The 21699-nt window shown below is 58.5% G+C and carries 22 protein-coding genes; 9 read left to right on the top strand and 13 right to left on the bottom strand.

Going from position 1 to position 21699, the window contains the following annotated elements; genetic code table 11:
* Window positions 1-32: 32 nt before the first annotated feature.
* The 4 genes from spoT to WF513_RS16530 form a co-directional block, all read right to left on the bottom strand.
* Complete coding sequence (gene spoT, locus WF513_RS16545; RefSeq protein WP_339080494.1) at window positions 33-2141, bottom strand: bifunctional GTP diphosphokinase/guanosine-3',5'-bis pyrophosphate 3'-pyrophosphohydrolase; 2109 nt, start codon at window positions 2139-2141, stop codon at window positions 33-35.
* Between the two features lie 60 nt (window positions 2142-2201).
* Window positions 2202-2465, bottom strand: a complete 264-nt coding sequence (rpoZ, locus tag WF513_RS16540) for a DNA-directed RNA polymerase subunit omega (RefSeq protein ID WP_339080493.1) — start codon at window positions 2463-2465, stop codon at window positions 2202-2204.
* A 114-nt stretch (window positions 2466-2579) separates the two neighbouring features.
* The gene (gene gmk, locus WF513_RS16535) at window positions 2580-3200 is read right to left on the bottom strand and encodes a guanylate kinase (protein WP_339080492.1); all 621 of its coding nucleotides are present in this window, start codon (window positions 3198-3200) and stop codon (window positions 2580-2582) included.
* A gap of 49 nt (window positions 3201-3249) precedes the next feature.
* On the bottom strand, window positions 3250-4113 hold the full coding sequence (locus WF513_RS16530; protein ID WP_339080491.1) for a YicC/YloC family endoribonuclease: 864 nt from the start codon (window positions 4111-4113) through the stop codon (window positions 3250-3252).
* Window positions 4114-4254: 141 nt separating this feature from the next.
* Between WF513_RS16530 and rph the strand changes: the two genes are divergently transcribed.
* Window positions 4255-4977, top strand: a complete 723-nt coding sequence (gene rph, locus WF513_RS16525) for a ribonuclease PH (protein ID WP_339080490.1) — start codon at window positions 4255-4257, stop codon at window positions 4975-4977.
* A gap of 40 nt (window positions 4978-5017) precedes the next feature.
* The gene (locus tag WF513_RS16520; RefSeq protein WP_339080489.1) at window positions 5018-5389 is read left to right on the top strand and encodes a DUF4870 domain-containing protein; all 372 of its coding nucleotides are present in this window, start codon (window positions 5018-5020) and stop codon (window positions 5387-5389) included.
* Between the two features lie 63 nt (window positions 5390-5452).
* On the opposite strand, the gene WF513_RS16515 is transcribed toward WF513_RS16520, so the two are convergent.
* Window positions 5453-6232: an exodeoxyribonuclease III gene (locus WF513_RS16515; RefSeq protein ID WP_339080488.1), complete on the bottom strand. Its 780-nt coding sequence runs from the start codon at window positions 6230-6232 to the stop codon at window positions 5453-5455.
* A gap of 92 nt (window positions 6233-6324) precedes the next feature.
* Between WF513_RS16515 and pyrE the strand changes: the two genes are divergently transcribed.
* Together pyrE and WF513_RS16505 are read left to right on the top strand one after the other, a co-directional pair.
* On the top strand, window positions 6325-6966 hold the full coding sequence (gene pyrE, locus WF513_RS16510) for an orotate phosphoribosyltransferase (RefSeq protein ID WP_339080487.1): 642 nt from the start codon (window positions 6325-6327) through the stop codon (window positions 6964-6966).
* Between the two features lie 22 nt (window positions 6967-6988).
* On the top strand, window positions 6989-7582 hold the full coding sequence (locus WF513_RS16505; RefSeq protein ID WP_339080486.1) for a DUF4124 domain-containing protein: 594 nt from the start codon (window positions 6989-6991) through the stop codon (window positions 7580-7582).
* A gap of 9 nt (window positions 7583-7591) precedes the next feature.
* On the opposite strand, the gene WF513_RS16500 is transcribed toward WF513_RS16505, so the two are convergent.
* The 5 genes from WF513_RS16500 to coaBC form a co-directional block, all read right to left on the bottom strand.
* Window positions 7592-8038: a thioesterase family protein gene (locus WF513_RS16500; protein ID WP_339080485.1), complete on the bottom strand. Its 447-nt coding sequence runs from the start codon at window positions 8036-8038 to the stop codon at window positions 7592-7594.
* Between the two features lie 129 nt (window positions 8039-8167).
* A complete protein-coding gene (argB, locus tag WF513_RS16495; protein WP_339080484.1) occupies window positions 8168-9073 on the bottom strand; it encodes an acetylglutamate kinase in 906 nt (301 codons plus the stop codon).
* Between the two features lie 30 nt (window positions 9074-9103).
* On the bottom strand, window positions 9104-10498 hold the full coding sequence (gene algC, locus WF513_RS16490; protein ID WP_339083635.1) for a phosphomannomutase/phosphoglucomutase: 1395 nt from the start codon (window positions 10496-10498) through the stop codon (window positions 9104-9106).
* A gap of 1249 nt (window positions 10499-11747) precedes the next feature.
* A complete protein-coding gene (dut, locus tag WF513_RS16485) occupies window positions 11748-12203 on the bottom strand; it encodes a dUTP diphosphatase (protein WP_339080483.1) in 456 nt (151 codons plus the stop codon).
* 29 nt (window positions 12204-12232) lie between these two features.
* Window positions 12233-13441, bottom strand: a complete 1209-nt coding sequence (coaBC, locus tag WF513_RS16480; RefSeq protein WP_339080482.1) for a bifunctional phosphopantothenoylcysteine decarboxylase/phosphopantothenate--cysteine ligase CoaBC — start codon at window positions 13439-13441, stop codon at window positions 12233-12235.
* 202 nt (window positions 13442-13643) lie between these two features.
* Here coaBC and radC point away from each other — a divergent pair, with 202 nt between their 5' ends.
* A complete protein-coding gene (radC, locus tag WF513_RS16475; RefSeq protein ID WP_339080481.1) occupies window positions 13644-14318 on the top strand; it encodes a DNA repair protein RadC in 675 nt (224 codons plus the stop codon).
* A gap of 3 nt (window positions 14319-14321) precedes the next feature.
* On the opposite strand, the gene WF513_RS16470 is transcribed toward radC, so the two are convergent.
* The gene (locus WF513_RS16470; RefSeq protein ID WP_339080480.1) at window positions 14322-15911 is read right to left on the bottom strand and encodes an ABC transporter substrate-binding protein; all 1590 of its coding nucleotides are present in this window, start codon (window positions 15909-15911) and stop codon (window positions 14322-14324) included.
* A gap of 347 nt (window positions 15912-16258) precedes the next feature.
* Between WF513_RS16470 and rpmB the strand changes: the two genes are divergently transcribed.
* Window positions 16259-16495, top strand: coding sequence for a 50S ribosomal protein L28 (rpmB, locus tag WF513_RS16465; RefSeq protein WP_339080479.1), 237 nt, complete (start codon window positions 16259-16261; stop codon window positions 16493-16495).
* A gap of 11 nt (window positions 16496-16506) precedes the next feature.
* Window positions 16507-16662 (top strand): 50S ribosomal protein L33, encoded by a 156-nt coding sequence (rpmG, locus tag WF513_RS16460; RefSeq protein ID WP_022960960.1) that lies wholly within the window; start codon window positions 16507-16509, stop codon window positions 16660-16662.
* 206 nt (window positions 16663-16868) lie between these two features.
* On the opposite strand, the gene WF513_RS16455 is transcribed toward rpmG, so the two are convergent.
* On the bottom strand, window positions 16869-17234 hold the full coding sequence (locus WF513_RS16455) for a cupin domain-containing protein (RefSeq protein ID WP_339080478.1): 366 nt from the start codon (window positions 17232-17234) through the stop codon (window positions 16869-16871).
* 254 nt (window positions 17235-17488) lie between these two features.
* Between WF513_RS16455 and WF513_RS16450 the strand changes: the two genes are divergently transcribed.
* Both WF513_RS16450 and WF513_RS16445 read left to right on the top strand, forming a co-directional pair.
* Window positions 17489-18982, top strand: coding sequence for an aldehyde dehydrogenase (locus tag WF513_RS16450; RefSeq protein ID WP_339080477.1), 1494 nt, complete (start codon window positions 17489-17491; stop codon window positions 18980-18982).
* Between the two features lie 138 nt (window positions 18983-19120).
* Window positions 19121-20266 carry an MFS transporter gene (locus WF513_RS16445; protein WP_339080476.1) on the top strand — a complete coding sequence of 382 codons (1146 nt, stop codon included), beginning with the start codon at window positions 19121-19123 and terminating at the stop codon, window positions 20264-20266.
* Window positions 20267-20320: 54 nt separating this feature from the next.
* Here WF513_RS16445 and WF513_RS16440 read toward each other — a convergent pair whose 3' ends face one another.
* Window positions 20321-21634, bottom strand: a complete 1314-nt coding sequence (locus tag WF513_RS16440; protein WP_339080475.1) for an FAD-binding oxidoreductase — start codon at window positions 21632-21634, stop codon at window positions 20321-20323.
* Window positions 21635-21699 lie beyond the last annotated feature (65 nt).

Below are 21699 nucleotides of genomic sequence, written 5' to 3'. Positions count from 1 at the left end.
GGCGGGTGATTGGCGGGGCTGTGTTGGGGTGGTTAGCCGCGGGCACGGGTGATGCGGATGACCCCAATCAGGCTGCGCAGCTTTCTGATTACGCGCGCCAGGTGCACGCGGTCATGCACGCTGACCACCAACTGCACCACGCTGATGCGGCCGTCACGTTCATCCATGCTTATCTTCTCGATATTGCCATCGGCCGCGTTGACGCTGCCAGCCAGCAGGGCGATCAGGCCGCGCTGATGTTCCAGTTCAACACGCAACTCGACATTGAACTCGCCGGTAATGTCTTTTGACCACGACAGCTGGATGCATTTTTCCGGGTTGTGGCGGATTTCGCCGATGTTCTTGCAGCTGTCCAAGTGCACCACCATGCCTTTACCGGCCGACAGGTGGCCAACAATCGGGTCGCCCGGAATCGGCGTACAGCACTTGGCATAGCTCAGCACCAACCCTTCGGTGCCACGAATTGCCAGCGGGCCTTCGCTGCTTGGCAGGGCTTCGTTACTGTCGCTGAGTAAGCGTCGCGCCACTACATAGGCCATGCGATTGCCCAGGCCAATATCCTCAAGCAGGTCTTCGAGGACCTCTTGATGGTATTCGGCGAGCACTGCCTGAACGCGCTCGGGCGCCAGCTTGTCGACGTGGCTGTCGAAGCTGTCGAGGACTTTATTCAGCAGGCGCTCGCCAAGGCTGATGGATTCGGAGCGGCGCTGCAGTTTTAGCGCATGGCGGATGTGCGTGCGCGCCTTACCCGTGACCACAAAGCTCAGCCACGCCGGGTTCGGTCGCGCGCCGGGAGCGCTGACAATTTCCACCGTCGAGCCACTTTCCAATGCTTGCGACAGCGGTGCAAGGCGACGGTTGATGCGGCACGCTATGCAGGTATTGCCCACGTCGGTGTGCACCGCATAAGCGAAGTCAACGGCCGTGGAGCCTTTGGGCAGTTCCATGATGCGGCCCTTGGGCGTGAACACATAAACTTCGTCCGGGAACAGATCGATTTTTACGCTTTCAATAAACTCCAGCGAATTGCCGGCGCGTTGCTGCATTTCCAGCACGCCTTTGACCCACTGACGCGCGCGCGCGTGGCTGCCCTTGGGTTGGTCTTCTTCATTGGATTTATACAGCCAGTGGGCGGCGATACCGTTATTAGCCAGCTCTTCCATCTCGCGGGTGCGGATTTGAATTTCAATCGGCACACCGTGCATACCGAACAGCGTGGTGTGCAGCGATTGGTAGCCGTTGGCCTTGGGGATTGCGATGTAATCCTTGAAGCGCCCCGGCAGCGGTTTGTACAGGTTATGCACGGCGCCAAGCACGCGGTAACAGGTGTCTACTTTGTCAACGACGATGCGGAAGGCGTAGACGTCCATGATTTCATTGAATGCCCGACGCTTGCCGCGCATCTTTTGGTAGATGCCGTAAATATGTTTCTCGCGACCTGACACTTCACCTTCCATGCCCTCGCGCGACAGGCAGTGGATGATCGACTCTTCAATCTTATTAACGATTTCTTTGCGGTTGCCCCGAGCACGCTTGACTGCTGCGCGAATACGCTCCGAGCGCATCGGGTACATGGCCTTAAAGCCCAAGTCCTCAAACTCGATGCGCATGCTGTGCATGCCCAGGCGATTGGCAATGGGGGCGTAGATTTCCAGAGTTTCTTTGGCGATGCGCCGGCGTTTTTCGCCAGACAGCACTTCCAAGGTGCGCATGTTGTGCAGGCGGTCGGCCAGTTTGACCAAGATCACGCGAATGTCGCGTGCCATGGCCATAGCCATTTTCTGGAAGTTTTCTGCTTGAGCTTCAGCTTTGGTCTCAAAGTTCATCTGGGTCAGTTTGCTGACCCCATCGACCAACTCCGCCACGGACTCCCCGAACTGCGCGTCCAGAGCTTCCTTAGCAATGCCGGTATCTTCGATTACGTCATGCAGCATGGCGGCCATCAGGCTCTGATGGTCCATGTGCATGTCAGCCAAGATGTTTGCCACCGCCAGAGGATGGGTGACATAGGCTTCGCCGCTGCGTCGGCGTTGGCCATCGTGGGCTTGTTCAGCGTAGAAGTAAGCTCGACGGACCAAGTTGACTTGGTCGGCGTCAAGGTAGGTCGAAAGTCTGTCGGCGAGCGTCTCTATATTTGGCATGAGTGCTCCTCGCGCCAAGTTAGTTGGCTCTGCGCCTGACGACGTCGACCCGGCATAGGCTTACAGAGGCTCGTTAGCCTCATCCTCGAATGCAGCAAACAGAGGTTCTTCTTCAACGATGTCATCTTGTGCGATGACTTCATAGCTCATCAGGCCCGCCGCGATTTCGCGCAGGGCAACGACGGTGGGCTTGTCATTTTCCCACGCCAGCTTCGGCTCTTTGCCACCGGTAGCCAGTTGGCGCGAACGCTTGGTGGCGAGCATGACCAGCTCAAAGCGGTTCTCAACGTGATCCAGGCAATCTTCGACGGTAACGCGGGCCATGGTGTTCCTCGTAGCAAATGCGTAATAGAGCTAGGCCCAAATGGGCGAGCGGACTGAGTAGTCTAAAAAATCACCAGCGTTAAGGGAAGCTTTGATTTGCTGGCGAGCGATAAGTCAGACCAGTAACTCGCTAAGCAGGCCGCTGTGGCGTTGCTGTTGCGGGGCTTGTAGCAGTTGATTGGCGCGGAAAATCGCCTTCAGATCACTGAGCGCGTGCGCAAAGTCATCATTGATCAATAAATAGTCATATTCGACGTAGTGGCTCATCTCGCTGACCGCATCACGCATGCGCCGCTCGATGATCTCACCGCTGTCTTGGCCGCGATTGGTCAGACGATGGCGCAGCGCTTCTTGAGTCGGCGGCAGAATAAACACCGATTTCGCTTCCGGCATCAGCCGGCGAACCTGTTGCGCGCCCTGCCAGTCGATCTCCAGAATCAGGTCGAAGCCTTCGCGCAGAGTCTGTTTGACCCATTCTTGCGAGGTGCCGTAGAGGTTGCCGAAAACTTCTGCGTGTTCGAGGAACTCGGTCTTGTCGAGCATGGTGTGAAACTGCTCGCGGTTGACAAAGTGGTAGTTCACCCCGTCCACCTCGCCTGTACGCATGGCGCGGGTGGTGTGTGAGACGGAGACGCGAATCTGTGCTTCGCTGTCGATCAGGGCTTTGACCAGGCTGGTCTTGCCCGCGCCGGAGGGGGCGGAAATGATGTACAGGGTGCCTGTGGTAATGCTCATGGGTCAGTCCTGGAACACGTTGTTCGAAGAGTAGCAGCAGCGGTTTGGCTTATTCGATGTTCTGCACTTGTTCGCGCATCTGCTCAATCAATACTTTGAGGTTGACCGCCGCCTGGGTGCTGCGGGTATCAAAGGCCTTGGAGCCGAGGGTATTGGCTTCGCGATTGAGTTCCTGCATCAGGAAGTCTAGGCGCCGACCTGCTTGGCCGCCGGTTTTCAGCACGCGGCGTACTTCGCTGACGTGGGTGCTGAGGCGGTCGAGTTCTTCGGCCACATCGCTTTTTTGCGCGAGCAGTACCATCTCTTGCTCCAAGCGCTGCGGGTCAAGCTCGGCCTGCATCTCGGCGCAGCGCTCGAGAATCTTTTGGCGTTGCCCGGCGAGCATCTGCGGCACCAATTCGCGCAATTCGGTTATTTGCACAAGAATGCTGTCGAGGCGCTCGTTGAGCAGCTTGGCCAGTTCGGCGCCTTCGCGCGCACGGCCGCTTTTCATATCATTTAAGGCCTGGGTAAACAGGCTCAAAGCACACTGATTCAGCGCTTGTGGGTCGGCAGCATCAGCCACCAGCACGCCGGGCCAGCCGAGCACTTCCAGCGGGTTGAGCGCGGCGGGCTGTTTGATCAGGCTGGCGACACTTTCGGCGGCGGCGATCAGTTGGGCGGCGCGTGTCAAATCAACTTGCAGGGCTTTGCCGGTGCTGTCATCGCTAAAGCGCAGGGTGCATTCGACTTTGCCGCGTGACAACCCATTGCGCAGCGCTTCGCGTACCGCCCCTTCGAGGTCGCGGAAGGCTTCTGGCAGGCGCAGATGCGGCTCCAAGTAGCGATGGTTAACTGAACGCAGCTCCCAGCTCAGGGTGCCGATGACGCCCGCCTGCTCGGCGCGGGCGAAGGCAGTCATGCTATGGATCATGGGGCGAACCTCGCGAACAAATCGTAAATCAAGGCGCGGGATTGTAGCGCAGTGCGTCGGTCGCTCCCAATTCGGCATGCCGCAGCCGGCTTAGGGCCCTATAATGGCCGGCAGATTTTTATTCAGAGCAGGTATTCCTAGATGAAACGTCCCAGTGGCCGCGCCGCCGATCAGTTGCGCTCAATCCGTATCACCCGTAACTACACCAAGCATGCCGAGGGTTCGGTGCTGGTGGAGTTTGGTGATACCAAGGTGATTTGCACCGTCAGCGTTGAGTCGGGCGTGCCGCGCTTCTTGAAAGGCCAAGGCCAGGGTTGGTTGACGGCTGAGTACGGCATGTTGCCGCGCGCCACCGGTGACCGTAACCAGCGCGAGGCCAGCCGCGGTAAGCAGGGTGGTCGTACCTTGGAAATTCAACGCCTGATCGGCCGTTCGTTGCGCGCCGCTTTAGACATGTCGAAGTTGGGTGAAATCACGCTGTACGTCGATTGCGACGTTATTCAAGCTGACGGCGGTACGCGGACCGCGTCCATCACAGGTGCCATGGTCGCCTTGGTCGATGCGCTCAAAGTGATCAAAAAGCGTGGTGGTCTTAAAGGCGGCGACCCACTCAAGCAGATGATCGCCGCTGTATCGGTGGGCATGTACCAGGGTGAGCCGGTATTGGATTTGGACTACCTAGAAGATTCCGCCGCTGAGACAGATCTCAACGTGGTGATGACCAGCACGGGTGGCTTTATCGAAGTGCAAGGCACCGCAGAAGGTGCGCCATTCCAGCCGGCGGAGTTGAACGCTATGCTGGCGCTGGCTCAAAAAGGCATGACCGAGTTGTTTGAGCTGCAGCAAGCCGCCTTGGCTGACTGATTGAGCAGTAATCCACGTCCGTAACGCAGGGAGAAGCATGATGATCGACGAGTCCCAAGTGCCACAGCCGCTTCCAGGTCCTGAGGCCCGCCAGTGGGCTATGTTTTGCCACTTCGCCGCCTTTCTCGGGCTGGTGATCCCCTTCGGTAATCTGCTTGGGCCGCTGATCATTTGGCAAATCAAGAAAGATCTTGATCCGTTCGTCGATGCTCAGGGCAAGGAAGCCCTGAACTTCCAGATCAGCGTATCCCTGGCCGCACTGCTGTGCTTCCTGCTGATGGTGGTGGTGATCGGCTTCCCGCTGTTGTTGCTGGTCGGTATTGCCGCATTGGTATTGACCATCATTGCCGGAATCAAGGCCAATGAAGGGCGCGCTTATCGCTACCCCTTTTCTTGGCGTTTGGTGAAATAGGCGGGATGGTTTGAAAATAAGAAAAGCCGGCTTGCGCCGGCTTTTTTCTGCCTGTCTGTAGGCTTATACGCTAAGGATCCAATCGTAATCGACGATCAGCGGGGCGTGCTGCGAGAAGCGCGGCTGGCGCGGCAAGCGGGCGCTGCGGATGCTGCGACGCATGCCTGGAGTCAGCAGTTGATAGTCAAAGCGGTAGCCGAGGTTAAGCAACTCAGCCTGCTCGCTGTCTGGCCACCAGCTGAACTGCTCGCCTTCGCGGCTGACTTCGCGCAACGCATCGACATAGCCCATGGTGCCGATCACTTCGTCCAGCCACGCGCGCTCTGGCGCCAGGAAGCCAGGGGATTGTTGGCAGTCGCGCCAGTTCTTCACGTCGATCTTTTGGTGCGCCACGTAAAACGAGCCGCAATAGATGTATTCGCGGCGTTTGCGGCGTTGTTTATCCAAATAATGAGTGAAATCATCCATAAACTTGAATTTCTGATTCAAGCTTTCATCACCTTGCTGCCCAGAGGGCATCAACAGGGTGGCAATACTGACTTTGTCGAAGTCAGCCTGCAGGTAGCGCCCATAGCGGTCGGCCGTTTCAAAACCAAGGCCGCTGATTACCGCTTTCGGTTGCAACCGCGAATAAAGTGCCACACCACCTTGGTTAGGCACTTCTGCATCGCAGGCATAAAGGAAATAGCCGTCCAGTTGGAGGGCTTGCTCGTCCAGTTCGAAGGCGGAGGCACGGGTGTCCTGCAGGCAGATGACGTCGGCATTCTGTGCTTGCAGCCAACTGAGCAAACCGCGCTCGACTGCCGCATGAATACCATTGACGTTCACACTGATGATCCGCATAAATGGCCCCAAAAATCACGTGCGTGTATGATACCCGAGCTCGTCTCTAATAAGTAATTTCCTAGCAAAGCCGTGCCGTTCGGGACTTTTTCATGCAAGCGTACCAGCGCAATTTCATCCGTTTTGCCATCGAGCGTGGGGTTCTGCGCTTTGGTCAGTTCACGCTCAAGTCTGGGCGTATTAGCCCTTATTTCTTTAATGCCGGCTTGTTCGACAGTGGCTTAGCGTTGGCGCAGCTTGGGCGCTTTTATGCGGCAGCAGTGGTGCAGAGCGGTATCGATTTCGATGTGCTGTTCGGCCCGGCCTACAAAGGTATTCCGTTAGCGGCTACCACGGCAGTGGCGTTGGCGGAGCATCATCAGCGCGATATGCCTTGGTGTTTTAACCGCAAAGAAGCCAAGGATCACGGCGAAGGCGGCACGTTGGTCGGCGCGCCACTGGCTGGTCGGGTATTGATCATCGATGATGTGATCACCGCCGGTACGGCGATTCGTGAGGTGATGCAGATCATCCAAGCACAGGGCGCGCAGGCGGCGGGTGTGCTGATTGCGCTGAATCGGCAGGAGCGCGGCAAGGGTGAGCTGTCGGCGATTCAAGAAGTCGAGCGTGACTATGCAATGCCGGTGGTGAGTATTGTGTCACTCGAGCAGGTACTGGAATATCTGGCAGAGGATGCTGAACTCAAGCAGTATCTGCCAGCGGTACAGGCCTACCGGGCTGAATACGGAATCTAACCTGTCGATAAGGTGCTGCATTGTGCATAAATCTGCCCTGACCCGCTGTTCGCTGTTGCTTGGCCTACTGCTGCCGGTTGTGGCAGGTGCCACTGAGCTGTATCGCTACGTTGATGACCGAGGTACCACCGTACTCAGTCGCCAAGGCGTGCCGCCAGAGCATATCGGCAAAGGTTATGACGTGCTGAATGATCAGGGGCGGGTGATCAAGGTTATTCCTCCTGCCCCCAGCGCCGAAGAGATGAAACATATCTTGGCCGAAAAAGCCCGCGCCAGCTCTGATGCTCAGCTACTGCGCTTGTACAGCACGCCTGAAGATATTCAGCGAGCGCGTGAGCGCAAGCTGGCTGAGCTGGATGGTTTAATCGGTGTGGCCCGCAGCAATTTGCAGTCAGTACGCACCCAGCAGGCGAATCTGCAAAGCCAAGCGGCTAATCATGAGCGCGCTGGCCGCGCCGTGCCGGAAAATCTATTGGTGCAAATCGACAATCAAAAGATCGAGCAGGAACGGCTCAAGGGCGACGTTTTGCGCTATCAGGCCGTGCGCCAAGAAGCCGATAAAAGCTTTAATGCTGACCGTGATCGACTTAAGCATTTGTTGGGGCGCAGCCAGTAACTCAATTATTCATTGCTGCGGCGCGCAATGCTCAACGGCCAAAATCTTCTCTCGTAGCCATATCGGCAGTGGGCTACTGCTGCGCGTCGCACTGTCCGCGTGTACGTAAATCACTTCCCCGCTGGTCAGCGCCTGCTCGCCGCACCAGATGCCCATGGCAAAGCTCAAGCTGGAGCGGCCGAGGCGAGCGACACGAATGCCAATGTGCAGTTCATCGTCGAAGCGCGCAGGTGCGAGGTACTCCAGTACCGTTTTGATGGCGAAAAAATCGCCACCCTCGCGGCTGAGATCCTGCGGGTAGCGAATGCCCAGCGCGCGGAAGTACTCGGTGATGGCGACATCGGCGTACGTCAGATAGTGGCCGTTGAATACGATGCTTTGCGGGTCGACCTCAGCCCAGCGCACCCGCAGCGCGTGGAAAAAAATAAAGGCTTCACGGAGCGGTGCGGTTGGCATGCGGTACACCTCAGGCGGCAGTGTTTATTTGCTGAGCTTGGGCGGTGCAACAACCTGCTGCAAGGGCTGCAGCAGGCTATCAGGTGGGCGAATCAGCCTAAATCAGCGGGCTGATTGGCGGCGCTGAACTTAGTGAGGCTTGCGGTTGTAGATCAGGGTGCCGACGCCGCTGTCGGTAAAAATCTCGAGCAGTACGGCGTTGGGTACGCGGCCATCAATAATATGTGCGCTGGTCACGCCACCTTGGACGGCTTCCAGGGCGCAGCGGATCTTCGGCAGCATACCGCCGTAAATGGTGCCGTCGGCGATTAGGCTATCAACCTGCTCGGTGGTCAAACCGGTGAGCACTTCACCCTGTTTGTCCATCAGGCCGGCAATGTTGGTTAGCAGCATCAGTTTCTCTGCTTGCAGCGCTTCGGCGACTTTGCCGGCCACCAAGTCAGCGTTGATGTTGTAGGACTCACCGTTCGGGCCCACGCCGATAGGCGCGATCACTGGGATGAAATCGCCTTTGACCAGCATATTGAGCAGGTCAGTATTGATCCCAGTGACTTCACCGACGTGACCAATATCGATAATTTCTGGCTGAGTCATCTCCGGCGTTTGCCGGCTGACCTTGAGCTTTTTCGCACGGATCAGTTGGGCGTCTTTGCCGGTCAGGCCAATGGCGCTGCCGCCATGTTGGTTGATCAGGTTGACGATGCTTTTATTAACTTGGCCGCCGAGCACCATTTCCACCACGTCCATGGTGGCGGTATCCGTCACACGCATGCCGTCGACAAAGTGGCTCTCGATACTTAAGCGTTTGAGCAGGTCGCCAATTTGTGGGCCGCCGCCGTGTACCACCACCGGGTTGATACCCACCGCTTTCATCAACACGATATCGCGGGCGAAGCCCTGCTTGAGTTCTTCGCTTTCCATGGCGTTGCCGCCGTATTTGATCACCAGCGTCTTGCCAACAAAGCGACGAATATACGGCAGCGCTTCGGACAAAACCTTGGCGACGTTGGTGGCGGCATCACGTTCGAGGGTCATGCAGTGCTCCAGTAGCAAATGGCTAATCAATCAGAACGGCAGGTCGAGGTCCGGCACGGCGCTGTAAAGCTGGGCGCGGAAAACTTCCTTGATTCGTTCGAGTTCCTGTTCGGTTTCCGCCTCGAAGCGCAGTACCAGCACCGGTGTGGTGTTGGAGGCGCGCACTAAGCCCCAGCCTTTGGGGTAGTCGACGCGCACGCCGTCGAGGTTGGTGATATTGCCTTCACCCCATACACCATCACGCTGCAAGCGTTCGATGATGCTGAACTTGCTTTGCTCGGTGACTTGGATATTGATTTCCGGGGTGGCGATATCGTTGGGGAAGGCACTGAACACATGGTCAGCGTCACGGCGGTCCTGGCTGAGAATTTCCAGCAGGCGAGCGGCGGCGTAAATGCCATCGTCGAAGCCAAACCAGCGCTCTTTGAAGAAGATATGCCCGCTCATTTCACCCGCTAACAGCGCGCCGGTTTCCTTCATTTTCTTCTTGATCAGCGAGTGACCGGTTTTCCACATCACCGGTCGGCCGCCGTAGCCGCTGATGAGTGGGGTCAAACGCCGCGTGCATTTGACGTCGAAAATGATATCGGCACCTGGATTACGCGACACCACATCCTTAGCAAATAGCATCAGCAGGCGGTCCGGGAAAACAATGCTGCCCGTGTTGGTCACCACGCCAACCCGGTCACCGTCGCCGTCGAAGGCCAAACCAATATCGGCTTTCTCGCTTTTGACTTTGGCGATCAAATCCACCAAATTTTCCGGCTTGCCGGGGTCAGGGTGATGATTAGGGAAGTTGCCGTCGACGTCGCAATACAGCGGAATCACTGTGCAGCCCAAGGCTTGGATCAGTCTCGGAGCGATCACCCCAGCCACGCCATTACCGCAGTCGACCACCACGCGCATGGGTTTAGCCATGGCAATGTCATCGCGTATTTGCTTGAAGTAGCGCTCCAGTACGTCAACCTGCTCGACCGTACCCACACCGCTCACTAGATCATTGTTGTCGATGCGTGTTTTCAGCGCCTGAATCTGTTCATTGGCCAAGGTGTCGCCGGCGATAACAACTTTGAAGCCGTTATAGTCGCGCGGGTTGTGGCTGCCGGTGAGCATGACCGCAGATTTGCCGGTGAGAATGTGCCCGGCGTAATAGACCACAGGCGTTGGCACCATGCCGACGTCACTGACATGACAGCCGCAATCGAGCAGACCTTGGATCAGTTGCTGCGCCAGTTCCGGGCCAGACAAGCGACCGTCGCGGCCGACAGCGATATTCGGCTCGCCTTGCGCGATGCTTTGCGAGCCGATAGCGCGACCTATCCAGTAGGCGGTTTCGCCATTCAGGTAGCGACCGACTATGCCGCGAATGTCGTAGGCGCGGAAAATATCAGCCGCTAGTTTTGGTGCCTGCGTTTGGGCGGGCATTGGCGGCGGTTCATTTAGACCGAGCAGGTCTTGGTCTTCGTCAAGAATGTCGATGTCGAGGATGTCCGTGTCTTGAAATAGGGGGTCGACCATGGCGTTGACCGGTGTTGGCGCGGTCGCGCGTTCGGGCTTCGTCGCATTTGAGCCGGCTGCTGCTGGGTTTGCCTGCTCGCTGGCGCGACGTGGTATGCGGGCCAAGTTTTGCGCGAGGGTGTCCAGCGCTGGTAGGCCCAAGCTAAAGGCTTTAACGGCTTTGCCAGCCGACAGTTCTTTGAGCATTTGACCCAGCTGGAGGACATCAGCACGCAACTGTTGTTGCAGGCGACTTTGCAGCAAATAAAGCCCGGCAATGGCGCCCGTCAATGCGAGCAACCCGGCAATGGCGAGTAACAGTGGCGAAAACACTGGGTTGGTCAGCGATGGTCCGGGGGTAAAACTGACGGTCCAGTTGGGGTTGCCGGTGCTGAATGCTTGCGCGGTGCCGTGGGCTTCGCCGCGCTGGGCGAGCACTTGCGGGTTGGTGTTGTTGAACTGTTGGATCAGCTGGATTTGGCCGATCTCGGCGGGCATTACCGGCAGGCTGGCGAGCAAGCGCTCCAGGTCCACGACCAGCAGCAGCGTGCCGTGCAGTGGTTCACCTTCACTCAGACGCAGCGGCGCAGCGCTATAGACCAGCCAACGCTGGCCTACTTTGTAGGCTTCAGGTGCTGGCGTTTGGCCGTTCTCTGCGCGGCGCAGCATGTCCAGTGCGGCAAAGTTCATGGGTGCACTACGGCCCATGTCCTGCACGGCTTGGCCACGGGCATTGAGGTGAGCGTCAACCACGGCATGCCAGTAGCTGAGGTTGCGCTCGGCGGCGCGGACCTGATTAATGTCTTGGCTTTGCAGGGCTAGCAGTAACTGCGGGTTGCGCGCAGCAGCTTGGGTGTCGGCGCTGAGTTGCTGCAGGGCTTTTTGCAATACGGTCGCCTGACCACCGCCCCAGGCCTGACTGAGTTGTTGTACATGCTGTTGGTAGGCGCTGTTAAGCGGACCAAACCAAAGCAGTGCACCGGCCAGAAGAGTGCCGAAAACAGCGGCCAGCACACCCGGCAGTAGACCATTAAGGCTGCTTTTAGCCGCTTTTGGCTCGGCAGGCGCACTGGTTAATTGGGCGCTTTGGGTTGGCGCGTCAGCGTCCGTTGCCGTGCGTTTGAAGAGTTTCATGCAGCGTCTCCTCGTTCATTCATCCTGAAAGTAGTTGGGGCAATCAGTGGCTGCCGGAATGGCCAAAGCCACCTGCGCCGCGCTGGCTTTGATCAAACTCGTCGACCAGTTCGAAGTGGGCTTGCACCACCGGGACCAAAATCAGTTGGGCAATGCGCTCGCCAATCGCGATGGTGAAGGCGCTCTGCCCGCGGTTCCAGCAGGACACCATCAGCTCGCCTTGGTAATCCGAGTCGATAAGGCCGACCAAGTTGCCGAGAACAATGCCATGTTTATGCCCCAGCCCTGAACGCGGCAAGATCATCGCCGCCAAGCCAGGATCGCCGATGTAGATCGACAGACCCGTGGGGATCAACACCGTTTGTCCGGGTTCAAGTACGCACGCTTGTTTGAGCATGGCGCGCAGATCAAGGCCCGCAGAGCCTGGGGTGGCGTAATGCGGCAAGGGGAATTCATGGCCGAGGCGCGGGTCGAGAATCTTGGCTTGTAAGGCGTGCATATCAGGCTCTGGGGTCGGTGAATGGTGCGTCAGCGTTGAGCCAGACGTTCGGCAATAAAACTCACCAACTGGCGGGCAATTTTGCTTTTGCTGGTCTGGGTAAAGCTGCTCTGCTGCAACTCACGGTCGATGATGGTGATGGCGTTTTCTTCGCTGTTAAAGCCGATGCTGGGGTTGGCCACATCATTGGCGACGATCAGGTCGAGGTTCTTGTCGCGCAGCTTACGTGATGCGTATTCCAGCAAGTTTTCAGTCTCGGCGGCAAAGCCAACGCTGAACGGGCGGTCTTCGCGGCTGGCCAGGGTGGCGAGAATATCCGGGTTGCGCACCATTTGCAGAAGAAGACCGTCGCCGCTGGATGGATCTTTCTTCAATTTGTGCTGGGCGACCACTTCCGGCCGGTAATCGGCTACTGCCGCTGCAGCAATGAGCACATCGCAGGGCATCACTGCCTCACAGGCGGCCAGCATGTCGCGGGCGCTGATGACATTAACGCGGGTAACGCGCTCGGGTGTTTGCAGGTGCACCGGACCGCTGATCAGGGTGACTTTGGCGCCGGCTTCAACAGCCGCCTCAGCCAGAGCGAAGCCCATTTTGCCGGAGCTGTGGTTGGTGATGTAGCGCACCGGGTCGATATTTTCTTGGGTGGGACCTGCGGTAATCACCACATGCTTGCCGGTCAGTGCTTGGTGCTGGAAGCAGTCGGCGGCGCACTGCACCAGTTGTTCGGCTTCAAACATGCGCCCCAAGCCTACGTCTCCGCAGGCTTGGCTACCTGCTGCGGGGCCGAAGAAATGCAAACCGCGCGCCGCCAGTAATTGAGCGTTGGCCTGGGTGGCTGGGTCACGCCACATGGCTTGGTTCATGGCTGGGGCGAGGGCGACGGGTGCATCGGTGGCCAGCACGAGGGTGGTTAGCAGGTCATCGGCCACGCCTTGGGCGAGGCGCGCCATCAGGTCAGCGGTGGCCGGAGCAATCAGCACCAGATCAGCCCAGCGTGCCAGTTCGATATGGCCCATGGCCGCTTCGGCTTCGGGGTCGAGCAGGTCGAGGTGCACGGGATGCCCGGATAGCGCTTGCAGGGTCAGCGGGGTGATGAACTCACGACCGCCCTTGGTCATGACCACGCGCACATCGGCCTCTTGATCTTTGAGTCGGCGAATCAGCTCGGCGCTTTTATACGCGGCAATACCACCGCCCACGCCAACAATGATGCGTTTCCGATACAGCCGCTGCATAGGCCTGCCTTTTATAAAGATGGCGTTGGTCAAAGAGGGTTACAACGTCGCGCCGACACCTCCCCAGGCCAGGCGCGACGCAAAAGTTGGGCTACGATAGCACAGAGCCTGCAGTGCAGGAGCACCACCAAACGCCAGTCAGGCTTGGCTTTTCGGCGCGCTGATAAGGCGTTAGCGGCATCTGATACCACAAGGAGGAGTGATGAGTATTCGTGACTGGCCTGCTGCAGAGCGCCCGCGGGAAAAACTCTTGGCCCAGGGCGCGGGTACGCTTACTGACGCGGAGTTGCTGGCGATTTTCCTGCGCACCGGCGTGGCTGGGCAAAGTGCAGTTGACCTGGCGCGCCACCTGCTCGGTGACTTTGGCAGCTTGCGGGCGCTGTTGCAGGCGGATCTGCCCTCGTTTAGCCAGCGTCTGGGGCTGGGCCCGGCCAAGTTCGCGCAGTTGCAAGCCGTGCTGGAAATGGGGCGGCGCCATCTGGCTGAGCAACTGCGCCGTGACTCGGCGCTGGAAAGCCCGCAGGCCGTACGTGATTACCTGAAAGCGCTGCTACGCCATGAACCCCATGAGGTGTTTGGCTGTTTGTTTCTGGACGCCAAACACCGCGTGCTAGCTTTCGAAGCGCTGTTTCATGGCTCCATCGACAGTGCCAGTGTCTACCCTCGACAGGTGGTCAAAAGGGCGCTCGCGCACAACGCCGCCGCGCTGATTCTGACTCACAACCATCCATCCGGGGTGGCCGAGCCTAGCCAGGCTGATCGGGTGTTGACCCGCCGCCTAAAAGAGGCGCTGGAGTTGGTGGATGTGCGCGTACTCGACCACTTTATTGTCGGCGACGGTGAGCCCCTGTCGATGGCCGAGTACGGCTGGCTTTAGGTCTCAGGGGACGAGGCGCACCTTGGCAAAGTCTTGCCGGCCGAACGGACTGACCTGATAACCCTCGACCTCTTTGCGCGTCAACGCGTAGGCGGTTGGGTGAGCCAGCGGCAGCCATAGCGCCTGTTGCTGGATGATCTGCTGCGCTTGCTTGTACAACTGGCTGCGTTGCACGTGGTCACTGGTGCGTTTGCCATCGGCAATCAGTTTGTCCAATTGCGGGTCGCAATAGCGGGCGAAGTTGAGCCCGGACTCGACCGAGGCGCAGGCAAATTGCGGCGTTAGAAAATTATCCGGGTCACCGTTATCGCCGGCCCAGCCCATAAACAGCAGGTCGTGCTCGCCGGCTTTGGCGCGACGAATCAGCTCGCCCCATTCGATTACGCGGATTTCAGCTTGGATGCCGATCTTAGCCAGGTCAGCCTGCAACAGTTGCGCACCGACGCTCGGGTTAGGGTTAAGCACGCTGCCACTGGGGCGCGTCCAGATGGTGGTGTTGAAACCATCAGCCAAGCCTGCCGTCTTAAGCAGTTCACGGGCTTTTTCAGGATCATGGTTATAACCAGGCAGCTCGGTAGCGTAGCTCCAAGTGTTGGGTGGGTAAGGGCCGTTAGCGGCTTCGGCACTGTTTTCGAATACCGCTTGCAGGTAGCTGGCCTTGTCGAAGGCGAGGTTGATGGCCTGACGCACAGCGGGCTGGTCCAGAGGTGGATGCTGACTGTTAATGGCCACGAAGGCGGTCATAAAGGCCGCCGTATTGACGCTTTGCAGGTGGCTGTCGCCCTCGATGGCTTTTACATCTTGCGGCTTTGGCGACAAGGCGATGTGGCACTCACCGCGGCGCAACTTCTGCAGGCGCACGTTGGCATCTGGGGTGATGGCGAATACTAAGTTGTCTACGCCAGGTGTGCCGGCAAAGTAGTTCGAGTGAGCGCTGTAGCGCACGCTGGCGTCTTTTTGAAAGCGTTTGAACACAAACGGGCCGCTACCAATGGGCTGGCTATTGAGTTTTTCCGGGGTGCCCGCCGCTAGCAGTTGCGCGGCATATTCGGCGGAATAAATTGAAGCAAAACCCATGCTGAGTGTGGCGAGGAAGGTTGCGTCTGGGCGGTTGAGGGTGAAGCGCAGGCTGAGTTCGCCGGTTTTGTCGATGCTTTTGATCAGGCTTGGCAGTTGCATCGACTGGGCATGTGGGTAGCCGCTGGCAGCAACCTTGTGCCAAGGATGAGCCGGGTCAAGCATGCGCTGAAAGCTGAACAACACGTCATCGGCATTCAGCAAACGGCTGGGGCTGAAATAGTCAGTGCGGTGAAAGCTCACATCCGGGCGCAGGGTAAAGCTGTAATTGAGGCCGTCCGGGCTGACGTCCCACGTTTGCGCCAGACTCGGCTGCAGCGTGCCGCTCGTTGCATCGAACTCTACCAGGCGGTTCATCAGCACGTCGGCCGAGGCGTTGGTGGTGGTTAGCGCGTTGTACTGCACCACATCGAAACCATCTGGGCTGGCTTCGGTGCAGACGCTGAGTGTGCTGGCGTGGGCCAATGCGTGGGCCAGCAACGAGATGAGCAGTAACGGCAAGGCGGCGGGGCGCATGGCAAACTCCTAAATAGAGGTGGGCGCGCGGGCGAAGGCCTTACCCTAGGCCATTACCCGGCAGCAGGGCAATGGCTCTTGGCGACGAGTGGTTGATCGGCTTAATCCCCTTCAACGGCTGACGTGGAGCGGCCAAGTGGGCGCGCAACGTGGTTGAGCAAAGTACGTTTAATCTTGTTGAAGCGTTGGGGTTCTGGTATAAAGCAGCGCTCTTTTGTAGGGGCCCGGTTCTTGCGCTTTCAGGTACGGCCGGTAAGACCCTCGAGATACGCGGCGTTTAGCGCCAAGATTGAATATTAGCGGCCAACCCATGCCGGGTTGGGCATGTGGTTTTAGAGGGCTGAGGCATGTCGAGAGTCTGTCAAGTTACCGGTAAGGGTCCGGTATCTGGGAATAACATTTCCCACGCAAACAACAAAACCCGTCGTCGTTTCCTGCCGAACCTGCAGCATCATCGCTTCTGGGTCGAGTCTGAGAACCGTTTCGTGCGTCTGCGCGTTTCTGCTAAAGGCATGCGTTGCATCGACAAGCGTGGTATCGACATCGTTCTGTCCGAGCTGCGTGCTCGTGGCGAAAAGGTTTAAGGAGCTAAATCATGCGTGAATTGATCCGTTTGATCTCAAGTGCCGGTACTGGTCACTTCTACACCACCGACAAGAACAAGCGCACCACCCCGGACAAAATCGAAATTAAAAAATTCGATCCGGTTGTGCGTAAGCACGTGATGTACAAGGAAGGCAAGATCAAGTAATTGATCGCGTCCTTTGCTGATAAAGCCTGCCTTCTGGTGGGCTTTTTCTTGCCTGTGATTTAACCGCGCAAACCCTGCGAGTTAAAAATTCGTTGGGGCAGTTTAAGTGTTGCGTGCGGCGCCCCCAAAAGGCCGGCCGTCTTGGCTGGCAGGCCATAAAAAGCCCGCACGCAGCGGGCTAAGAGGTTATGCATCAGCTGGCGGGCTCAGTTCGCGGCCTGCTCGAACATCACATAAACCTTGCTGCACGCTTCTAGCACTTCCCAGGTGCCGGAGAAGCCGGCTGGGATTACAAAGCGATCGCCGGCGCGCAGGGTCTTGGCGTTACCGTCTTGGTCACGCAGCACCGAGACGCCTTGCAGAATTTCGCAGTACTCGTGCTCGGTGTAGTTGACGGTCCAGTGGCCGACGGCACCCTGCCAAACCCCCGCGTTGAACTGACCGCACGGGCTGCCGTAGTGGTTACGTACGCTTTGCTCGGGGTCGCCATTAAGGACCTTTACCGCATCCGGCCGGTAGTGCTCGGGCGCAGTGTTGACGGTGGCGAAATCGACGATCTGTGTGATGTTCATAAGCGAGTCCGGTTGAGGTTGAGCGCCCGTTAAAAGTCAGGCTTGTTGTCAGTGAACAGAGTAATTTTCGAGTCTATGTTTAATAAAGCACACATAACAAGGCTGTTTTGCCGCTCTTTGTAAAAAATATTGGAACTGCGCACGCCTCTGGTTTAGTGTTGCCCGCAGGATTGGGTTTGCCTAAACCCCGGGAAAATAATTGACAGCGCATGCGCCCAGAGCGCGGCGCTTCACTCGCAATAGAGGATATTCGAATGACTAGCCTGACTCGTGCCGACTGGGAACAGCGCGCCAAAAGCCTGAAGATCGAAGGCCGCGCCTTTGTTCATGGTGAGTACCGTGCGGCGGTTTCCGGGGCTACTTTCGAGTGCATCAGCCCGGTTGACGGTCGCCTGCTTGGCCTGGTGGCCAGCTGTGATCTGGACGATGCCGAGTTAGCCGTGGCGGATGCCCGTGCCACCTTCGAGTCTGGCGTTTGGTCGCGCATGGCGCCGGCGCAACGTAAGCGTGTGATGATCCGTTTTGCTGATCTGATGGACGAGCACGCCGAAGAGCTGGCGTTGCTGGAAACTTTAGATATGGGTAAGCCGATCAGCGATTCCCTCGGCGTCGATGTGCCAGGTGCATCGCGTGCCATCCGCTGGAGCGGTGAAGCGGTCGACAAGATTTACGATGAAGTGGCCGCCACCCCGCATGATGAGCTGGGTCTGGTGACACGCGAGCCGGTGGGTGTGGTCGCGGCTATCGTGCCGTGGAACTTCCCGATGATCATGACGTGTTGGAAGCTCGGCCCGGCACTGTCCACCGGTAACTCAGTGATCGTTAAGCCGTCGGAGAAATCACCGCTGACTGCACTTCGTCTGGCCCAGCTTGCGCTGGAAGCGGGTATTCCCGCAGGCGTACTCAACGTGCTGCCAGGGTATGGCCATACCGTAGGTAAAGCGCTGGCACTGCACATGGATGTGGATACCTTGGTGTTCACCGGTTCGACCAAGATTGCCAAGCAGCTGATGATCTACGCCGGCGAATCCAATATGAAGCGTGTGTGGCTGGAGGCGGGTGGCAAAAGCGCCAATATCGTCTTCGCCGATGCGCCTGACCTCAAGGCGGCGGCAGAAGCGGCGGCTGCAGCGATCTGTTTTAACCAAGGTGAGATGTGCACCGCCGGCTCGCGCCTGCTGGTGGAGCGTTCGATCAAGGATGCGTTTATGCCCATGGTGGTGGAAGCCATGCAGGGCTGGAAAGTCGGCTACGCGCTGGACCCCGACAGTAAGGTCGGCGCGCTGGTGGATGCCGGGCACCTCAATTCAGTGCTCGGTTATATCGATGTCGGCCACCAGGATCAGGCCAAGCTGCTGTGCGGTGGTAAGCGCACCCTAGAAGAAACGGGCGGCCAGTATGTTGAACCGACCATCTTTGATGATGCGCACAACGCCATGCGCATCGCTCAGGAAGAAATCTTCGGCCCGGTATTGACCGTGATTGCCTTCGATAGCACCGAACAAGCCATTCAGATTGCCAATGACAGCATCTTTGGTCTGGCAGCGGCTATTTGGACCAGCAACCTGTCCAAGGCGCACCTGACCGCCAAGGCGTTGCGTGTGGGCAGCATGTGGGTCAACCAATACGACGGCGGCGATATGACCGCACCGTTTGGCGGCTACAAGCAATCCGGTAATGGCCGCGACAAATCCCTGCATGCCTTCGACAAGTACACCGAGATCAAGGCGACGTGGATCAAGCTATAACCAAGCGCTGACGACCGTTCTCTCTGGGAGCGGCCAGAGTGGATAAAACGCACGGCCGGGTTCCCGTTGGGAGCCCGGCCGTTGTTTTTCTACTGCGTGGCGACGGGCAATTAGCGGCAGAGGATGGGAGTTGGGCACATGAGGTGGGCAACCTATTTCGCCGTTACTGCGGCGGTAGTGGTGGTCGGGTTAGCGCTGGGGGTGACGCTGCCGCTGGTGTCGTTTCGTCTCGAGGCTTGGGGTTACGGCTCCTTTGCCATTGGCGTGATGGCCGCCATGCCCGCCGTTGGCGTATTGCTCGGCGCGCGGCTGACCGGGCACCTGGCCGGCTGGTTCGGTACGCCGCAGACCTTGCGTTTGTGCCTGCTCGCCAGCGCGGCGTCGGTGGCGCTGCTCAGCGTCATGCCCAGCTACCCATTGTGGCTGCTGCTGCGCCTGCTGATCGGCATCTCATTGACCGTGGTGTTTGTGCTTGGCGAAAGCTGGATCAATCAGCTGGTTGAGGACCGTTTGCGGGGTCGTTTAGTCGCGCTGTACGGCACCGGTTTTGCGCTCAGCCAACTGTGTGGGCCGTTGTTCTTGACCCTGCTGGGCACAGATACGGATCGCGGGTTCTGGTTTTCCGCAGGCTTATTGGTCTTCGGCAGTTTGCTGCTGCTGGGTCGCGACGGGGCGCCCAAGGTCGATGCGCAGAGTGCGTCCGGGCGCGGCGTTCTGGCGTTCTGTCGACACTCACCGGCGATTGCTTGGGCGGTGGTGCTGTTTGCCGCCTTTGAAGCCATGGTGCTGACACTGCTGCCGCTGTACCTGTTGCGCGAGGGTTTTGCTCAGCAACTGGCGCTGATTATGGTCAGCGTGGTGGTGGTGGGCGATGCCGCGCTGCAGTTACCGCTTGGCTGGATGGCCGACCGCGTGCCACGGCAAATGCTGTTCCGTTGTTGCGGCGTGGTGTTGCTGTTTTCCAGCTTGAGCATCCCACTGCTGCTGCATACGCCACTGATCTGGGCGGTGCTGTTGCTATTTGGCGCCAGCGCCGGAGGCTTGTACACCTTGTCACTGATTCTGGTCGGCCAGCGATACCGCGACGATGCGCTGGTGCGGGCCAACTCGCATATCGCTTTGCTCTGGGGCGCGGGCTGTCTGCTCGGGCCGCTGTCGACTGGCGCCGCCAGTCAGTGGGTCAGCGGCCATGCCCTGCCGATACTGATGGCAATGGGCGCTGCCGGGTTTGTTTGGCTGGCATTTCGCCGCGGCGCGTTTGATGAGGTGGCGCTGCAGCGCTGATCAATCAGGGAGCGGTGCATGGCGACTGCCGTCGCCCTAACCTCGCCCATGCCCTCAGACCAGTTCTTTCAGGCGATGCCAGAGCATGCCCAAGGCTAACAGTGGCGAGCGCAGGTGCTTGCCGCCGGGGAAGGTCATGTGCGGCACCTTAGCGAACAGGTCGAAACCGTTGCTGGCATGACCCGCAATCGCCTCACCGAGCAGTTTGCCGGCCAAGTGCGTGGCGTTAACCCCATGGCCCGAATACGCCTGGGCGTAATACACGTTGGGCTGTTCCTTAAGACGGCCGATCTGCGGCAGGCGGTTGGCGCCGATGCCAATCATGCCGCCCCACTGGTAATCAATTTTCAGGTGTTTTAGGTGCGGGAAGACGTCGAGCATTTTCGGCCGCATATAGCCGGCGATGTCGACGGGGTCACGCCCGGAGTAATGACAGGCGCCACCGAACAGCAGGCGATTGTCGGCGGACAGGCGGTAATAATCCAGCGCCACGCGCTGGTCACACAGCGCCATATTCTGCGGGATGATCGCCTGCGCCTCGGCGGCGGACAGCGGCTCGGTGGCGATTACGTAACTGCCTGCCGGCAGCACCTTGCCACCGAGGTTGCTGTTCAAGCCATTCAAATAAGCATTGCAGCTCAGCACCAAATTGGCTGCGCGCACCACGCCTTGGGCGGTGTGCACCTTGACCTCGTTGCCATAGTCGATGCGCACAACTGTCGAGTCTTCAAATAGCTGCACGCCCAAACTCTGCGCCGCCGCCGCTTCACCGAGTGCCAGGTTAAGCGGGTGCAGGTGGCCAGAGCCCATGTCGATCAGGCCGCCGACATAGCGGTTGGAGCCGACCACTTCATGCATCTGCTCAGGCTGCAGCAGGCGCATTTCATGGCGATAGCCCAGTTGCTTGAGGTCGGCCATCTCTTCGGCGAAATCGTCGAGGTGGCTGGGCTTATTGGCTAGGTCGCAATAGCCCCACGTCAGGTCGCAGTCGATATTGAACCGCTCAACGCGCTGGCGGACGATTTCCACCGCTTCCAGGCCCATTAACTTCAGGTCACGCACACCTTGAGCGCCAATCACCGCTTCAAACTGTTCGACGCCATGGCCGACGCCGCGAATCAGTTGCCCGCCGTTACGACCACTGGCGCCCCAGCCAATCTTGTGGGCTTCCAATAGCACCACCGACAGGCCTTTTTGCGCCAGTTCGATAGCCGTATTCAGGCCCGAAAAACCACCGCCGACAATGCACACATCGGCCCGTAACTCGCCGGTAAGCGCGGGGTAGGCCAGTTGGCGATTAGCGCTGGCGGCGTAATAAGAGTTGGCGTGCTGGCTGCTGTGAGCGGGCTGGTGAACGCGGGCGTCCATGTGTGGAATCCTGATTATTGTGTTTGGAAAATTTTACGAAGCATAAGCGTGGACTTTGCCAAACG

It is taken from the genome of Pseudomonas sp. TMP9 (genome assembly GCF_037943105.1).
GTDB lineage: Bacteria > Pseudomonadota > Gammaproteobacteria > Pseudomonadales > Pseudomonadaceae > Aquipseudomonas.
Note: the sequence above shows the minus strand (reverse complement) of the source record. Positions and strands in the feature narration are given on the sequence as shown.